Genomic DNA, 6,755 nt, shown 5'->3' on the forward strand with positions numbered 1-6,755 from the left:
GACCGCTATGTACGCCGCACGTTGACCAAAACCATCAAACTGCGCAATCCGCGCAGCGGAGCTTGATACTTATGGCTGAATTGAAAAGACTGCAAAGTGTGCGCAACGAAAGCGGCGTGATCCTGATCACCGTGCTGTTGCTGATGTTGATCATGACCTTTCTCGGCATCATGGTGATCGATACCTCAACCATCGACATGCAGATCGCCGGGAATTTCAAACGGACGACGACGGCATTTGAAGGCGCAGAGGCCGGGGTGGAGATGGCGATACCAATTATTGAGCGAACGATGTCTACCGGCTCAATGTTGTCGTACAACGCGCTGACAACCGCACCGAACTCTATCGCTTCTGACTTGGTGACTGAAATCACCGGCGGTGCCAACAACTCATCAGACGGTCTTTGCGGTGGTTCGGCAGCCCCGGACATTGTCATTGCCGACCTCAACGGCGTCAAAATCGAGGTGGATATCGATCGTCTGGTTTCTGACGCCATTGCCGGCTCCTCTCTTGAATTTGCTTCGGGGTATGAGGGAATCGGTGCCGGCGCCGCCGGTGGCGGAACTTCCGTGCTTTTCAGAATTGTGAGTCAGGGAACACGATAGGGAGTCAAACAATGATTAAAAGAGTTATAAATTCTGCGTTACTCATTGGCACACTGCTCGTTGCTGCGCTGTTTGGGCTGACGCACCCTGCAACGGCGGTAACAATTTCCGACTACACTGCCTTCCCGCCCTTTTTGCCACGGGTTGTTGATCCGAACATCATCTTTCTGATGGATTATTCGGAGCATATGGTACGTCCTGCCTACGGTCTGAACACTCCTGTCAATAACGTCCCGCGCACCGTAAACCCCACCAATGACAAGACGCGGGTCTTTTTTTCGTTTACCGACGACTACAACCCGGACATCGAGTACGACGGAACTTTCGATGAAAAATCAGGCAGTGCCAACGGCTACAAGTATGAATGCACCCCTGGCGGGGCTTGCGTAAAAACGACGAGTACAGATACGTACAAGGTGTTTGACGGCAATTGGCTGAACTGGCTCACAACAACCCAATTCGACTTGTTAAAAAAGGCTACCGTTGGAGGGAACATCAATCCCTCTCCGGAGCAAGCCAACCCTTCAAACATGACGATCTATACGACGACAAAAAACACAACAAATTCAAGTTCATATGCGGATATCGTTGCCAACAATCCCCGCAAATTCTACAAACTTGTTAAAAAATCGACCTGCGAGGACAATGCCCCCTATTGGCTTTGTAATTATTATGCATCTCGTGACACGACAGAGGTTCCTTATGATTTCTGGATCGAACCAACAGCTACCCCTGGCGTTTTATGGGACAATGTTGAAGCAGATAATGTGACACAGAATATCGCATTACCCTTTGATTTTGAACTTTACAATACTCCGTTTTCAGCGGGACAAAACATCGTGGTCAGTGAAGATGGTTGGTTCAGCTTCCGTGCCGCGGCTGATTCGCGTCCCAACAATATTGATCTGCCAGCGGCAGATGAAACCGCCGTTTATAACTACACCGTAGCACCTTACTGGACAGATCAAAGATTATACAAGACGAACTCGAAAAACTCCTCGCCGAGCAAGGTGTTCTGGTTTGTGGAAGGAGAAGTGGGAAACAGGATTCTGGTTATTACCTACCAGAACATGGTCGACCTCAATGACTCTTCGGTCAAAACATCGCCACTGACCTATCAGGCCGTCTTGTTTGAAGGCAGCAACCATATCATGTTCAATTATAAAGATGTAAAAGATTTACCAAACCTGGTCAGCACAACGATCGACAACCCTTTTGATCTCGTTGCGGGGGACGGCATACTTGATGAGATAACCATCTATACCGAAGGATCTTTCGGTGCCGGGATTAATGCGACGATCGGCGTCCAGGGCGCAAATGCGGAAGGCTATTTTCTGAATCAACCCCTCACTGCAGCGGAATATGAATCTGCAAACGCGGAAGACTATTTTCGGAATCAACCCCTCACTGCAACGGTATATGAAGATTATTTCACCATGACCAACCCAACCTCTCCTTATTATTGTACCCAGACAACGAATGCTGCCCTCCCCGGCTATTGCTACGTCGAGAGTAACAGGATGTATTATACCGACTTCTTCCGCTGGCGCTACGGCAACAGATATCATCAACAGTATGGATACAACGAAGCAGGGGGCGGGGATCCTTTCAGTCCGTCAGGCAAGTCTTACCTGGTCACCATGGCCACCCATGATGAAGCTTACGTGTGGATGGAAGTGACTCCAAATGGCAGCATGAATCAGTCAACCAAATTTCAACGCCGGTCTGGACGCGCCTATGAAAATAAAATTTTCACCTACACTCCGGCAACCGAATTTGAATTGAATAAATCCTTCAATGCCCAGGTCAATATCGCGACACGAGCGGTCGCTGCCAATGGCAACTGTGTCGACGCAGATGCCTACAAAAACACCTTTAACGGCAACTGTTACGACCATGAAGTGTCCGGGCTGATTCAGTATTTCCGTGAGAATGATCTTGCCGGAATTCTGGGTTTCCGTCTTGCGTTCATGATGACAAACGCCAGCAACGGCGGCAAGATGGAAAAGCATATCAACCAGTTTGAATCGAATGTCGATGCGTCAAAAAACGTCGCTCAAAGAGGTGCTCAATGGGCCTCGTTGATGAATGCTTCGCGCAGCCAACTGCCTCGCGCCGATGCACCGCTGGCAGAAGCACTGATGGAGATCCAGGGTTATTTGCGCGAAGATAACAACTTTGTCATCGGCAACGACGTGACGATTGAATCGTCAGTTCCGGCCCCCAGCAAATGTACTTCGAATGCCAACAATTTTGATCCCTACTGTTTTGCCTCTGCCGCGCAATATGTGCCGTGCGCCAAAAGCTTTGTGTTGCTGGTAAGTTCAGGGCATTACAGCCACGATAACGGAACCAGCATCTTTACGCCTGACCTTGCGGCAACCGACTACTCAAGTGGGCTCGGCAGCGGCGATCTGACCTCAGCTAATATTTCCAATTGGTTTAACGGAGTCAAACCAACAGAGGTGCCGAATGCGGTCTGGACCGATACCCTGGCAGCGTCCGAAGCCTCAAAGGCCAACGGCGGCTGGCTTGACAACGTTGCCTATTATGGCCGAACGGAAGATTTACGCACCGATGATACGATTCTTCCCGGTGCGCAAAATATGCGACTTTATGCCGTTGACACCTATGGTGGCAAGATGGGTGCCGGGACAGAAACACTTAAACGCGCCGCTCACTTCGGCGGGTTTAAAGACAGCCTGGCCGATGATTCAATTGCAGACCCTTATACTTATTATAACCCGCTTGATGGAAATGACGGCATCAAGGGCGCTATCCTGCGCGCCGTTTTCGACATTTTGAGAAACTCCGCTTCGGGGACTTCGGTTTCGGTGCTTTCAACATCAGCTGGAGGCGAGGGGGCTCTCTATCAGGCCTACTTCTATCCTGCTCGGGTTTTAAACAAGACAGAGGAACGTTCCTGGCCAGGATTCATCCGCGCATTTTTTATCGATCGTTACCAGAATTTGCGAGACGATTACAGCGCAAACGCCAGTGCCGGAAAACGTGCGTTTGAACCCAAAAATGACCGGATTGCACTGATGAAACTTGATACCGGCGACAATGCGGTAAAGATTGATTTTTACGCAGATACTGACGGGGACAGCATTGTTGACTTCACTACCGAGACGCCGGTTGAAGCAGATGTCGCCATGGATGATGCCCCGACCCTTTGGGAGGGGGGTGAAAAACTGGCCAAACAAACCAAATCTGATCGAAATATCTACGTCTGGCTTGATGCGGACAACGACGGAAGTGTCGATGCCGGAGATTTTTCGGTTCCGGACAACAGTGAATCATTTAGACTAAGCACCGCACATGCCACAACCTTTATCCCCTACCTTCGTGCCCAGGAGACCACATATAACAGTGTGCCAACAACGACTGCCCTCCAGGAGGCTCAAAACATCATCTCTTTCATTACGGGGAATCATGTTGAAGTCAACAACCAGCTCTACCGCAATCGCTGTGTTTACACGGATGACAAAAACAACGCCGGTGGAACATTAATTGATGATCCGGGATGCGGGCGCGAAAAGAACGAGTCTGGCGTTGTTGACAACACAACCCGTGGCATGGTTTGGCCTTTGGGTGACATTATTTTCTCAACACCAACCCTCGTAACCGGACCGAGTGAGAATTATCACAAAATTTACGGTGATGCGAGCTATCTGGCTTTCCGGCAGATGTATCATGACCGCCGCAATATGGTTTTTGTCGGAGCCAATGACGGCTTACTCCACGCCTTTAACGCTGGCAAATACAATGAAGGCGACAACGACAAGACCGACAGTATTGATGTTCAAGGATACTTTGATGAAACACCTGACGAAACTGCGCTGGCGACACACGGTGACATTGCCGGGCACAATATCGGCGAAGAGTTGTGGGCTTTCTTGCCGCACGATCTGCTTCCGCATCTGGCATGGTTGACGTGTAATGGAACCGGTCAAGCTGCATCGGCCTGCGGAGATGATGAATACACCCACGTTTACTACCTGGACAACCGTCCCAAGGTTACGGATGTCCAGCTCTTTAATGATGCGACAACCAGTGTGGTTGGAATGGTTGATGGCCAGGCCGGAGTCGAACACCCGCATGGATGGGGAACCATCATGATTGTTTCGATGCGCCTGGGGGGTGGAGCGATGGATGTTTCTGCCGACTTCGGCAGCGGCACGGAAACACGCAGTTTCAGGTCGGCCTATTATGTTCTGGACATTACGAACCCGGAAAAACCTCCCAAACTTTTGTGGCGCTTCGGCCATGCCGACCTCGGGTTTGCCAACAGTTACCCGGCAATAGTTCGCGTTAAAACATTGACCGATTCAAAATGGTTTGCAGTTGTCGGCTCCGGGCCAACGAATTATGTTCCGACAGGACTGCGGGATTATGGATTCAGTGCCACGACAACAACGGGCGCAACCTTTGCTTTTGATTTACAAACCGGAGCGGTGACTAAACTGGATGGTTCCCTTTTTGTCCCGCACCAAATTATGGGCGACCCGACTGTCATTGACGTGAATCAGGATTTTTCCGCTGATGTCATTTATATCGGCAGCAACATTATCGACAAATCAAGTGATCCCCCGATTCACCATGGGAAGGTCTACCGGATTACAACAAATCGCAATATTGACCCGGCGAACTGGACGGTGTCGGAGCTTTATTCGCCGGATCCATCGGTCACGAATGTGGACCAGAACAACGACGATATTCTCGATGCCAATCGTCTCGGCCCGGTTCTGGTCGGTCCTTCGGCGTCTAAAGACGGTAATGGAAATCTTTGGGTCTTTTTCGGCAGCGGGCGGTTAAAAAACCAGAATGACATCACCAGTAAAGATCCCCAGACATTTCACGGCATTAAGGATGGATGCTGGGACGGGGAATTGAGTGCGACGAACACTCCCTGCACAACGACTTACAGCATAGTGGACACCAACCCTGCACACAGACTGGTCAACACCACAGGCTCAGCGGTTTTCCAACTATCGGAAACCATTACCGCAGGACAGCAGGTAACCGCACCTGCCAACACCATCTGCGGGACAGTAACAACCTGCTCCTTTTCCGATGTAAAGAATAATATTGCCAGTGCTGCGGGTTGGTATAAGCAATTGTCGGTTCCCGCCTCGGGAGGGAGTGAAAAAGTGTTGTCTAAAAGTTCAGTTTTGGGTGGATTGGTCTTGTTTACGACCTATCAACCGGCTGCTGACATCTGTTCGATCTTTGGCAACAGTAACCTTTATGCTCTCTACTATGAGACAGGAACAGCCTATGCCAAACCGGCAATCGGGGTTGACGATACAACGAAGGAACTGCTTGAAAAAGTTTCCATCGGTCAGGGGATGCCGACCTCCGTCGGGGTCGCGATCGGTGAAACCGTCTCCGGTTTTATCCAGAAATCGACCGGCGAAATTATCACCATCGAGAGTGAACCGGCGCTCAAGGTCAAGAGCGGGCCGTCCAGCTGGTACCGTGATGCGGCAGAGTGCAGCACGAGCAGGATTGAGACGATCTATAAACATATTGCCAAGTAAAGATCGGTATTTTTCATGAATTGGAACTATTTTATTGCTACGCTCCTCGTCGCGGCACTGGCCGCGACGGGGTGCTCCAAAGACGAACCGCAACCGGCGACAGCGGTGCCGTCCCCCGCGCCCGCTGTGGCACCGACGGAGCGTGATTCTTCTTCGGGCGCGGAACGTGCGGCGGCAAACAATGTGGCGGCGTCGCAACCGTCGGCACCTGCTGCCAACGGTGCGCCGCAGATCGTTTCGGTCACGCTCGGACCGGTCCCAGCGTATCCAGGAACGACCATTACCGCCGAGATCGTCAGTAGCGATCCTGACGACGATCTGGTGACCTGCCATGTGCAGTGGCTGCGTAACAATGAACCGGTTGACGGGGAGTTTGAGGAGTTGGATACAACGGGGTTCAGCAAGGGGGATCTCATTGCTCTGGTCGTCACCCCGACCGACGGTGAGCAGGAGGGGGAACCCAGAAAATCGCTGCCGCTACTGCTGCACAACCGTCCGCCGGAAATCGTTTCACTGCCGACCGGGATGGTTGATGGTCGCTTCGTCTATCAGGTCGAAGCCACTGATCCCGAGGGTGATCCCCTCACCTTTGCTCTTGAAGGCGCTC

3 protein-coding genes are annotated in these 6,755 nt (G+C 51.2%); all 3 read left to right on the plus strand.

The features are described 5' to 3' along the window. The first annotated feature begins 71 nt into the window (after positions 1 to 71). Positions 72 to 605 carry a pilus assembly PilX N-terminal domain-containing protein gene (locus tag K0A93_13380; GenBank protein MBW6513080.1) on the plus strand — a complete coding sequence of 178 codons (534 nt, stop codon included), beginning with the start codon at positions 72 to 74 and terminating at the stop codon, positions 603 to 605. Positions 606 to 616: 11 nt separating this feature from the next. Further along, positions 617 to 6,148 (plus strand): hypothetical protein, encoded by a 5,532-nt coding sequence (locus tag K0A93_13385; protein MBW6513081.1) that lies wholly within the window; start codon positions 617 to 619, stop codon positions 6,146 to 6,148. Positions 6,149 to 6,163: 15 nt separating this feature from the next. Then, positions 6,164 to 6,755: hypothetical protein (locus K0A93_13390; protein MBW6513082.1), on the plus strand; the 592-nt coding region annotated here is incomplete at its 3' end.

This window comes from Desulfuromonadaceae bacterium, assembly GCA_019429445.1.
Taxonomy (GTDB): domain Bacteria; phylum Desulfobacterota; class Desulfuromonadia; order Desulfuromonadales; family JAHYIW01; genus JAHYIW01.

Excerpts from the sequence above, each read along its gene's own strand:
- K0A93_13380 (MBW6513080.1), top strand. The coding sequence starts at position 72 with ATGGCTGAATTGAAAAGACTGCAAAGTGTGCGCAACGAAAGCGGCGTG.
- K0A93_13385 (MBW6513081.1), top strand. The coding sequence starts at position 617 with ATGATTAAAAGAGTTATAAATTCTGCGTTACTCATTGGCACACTGCTC.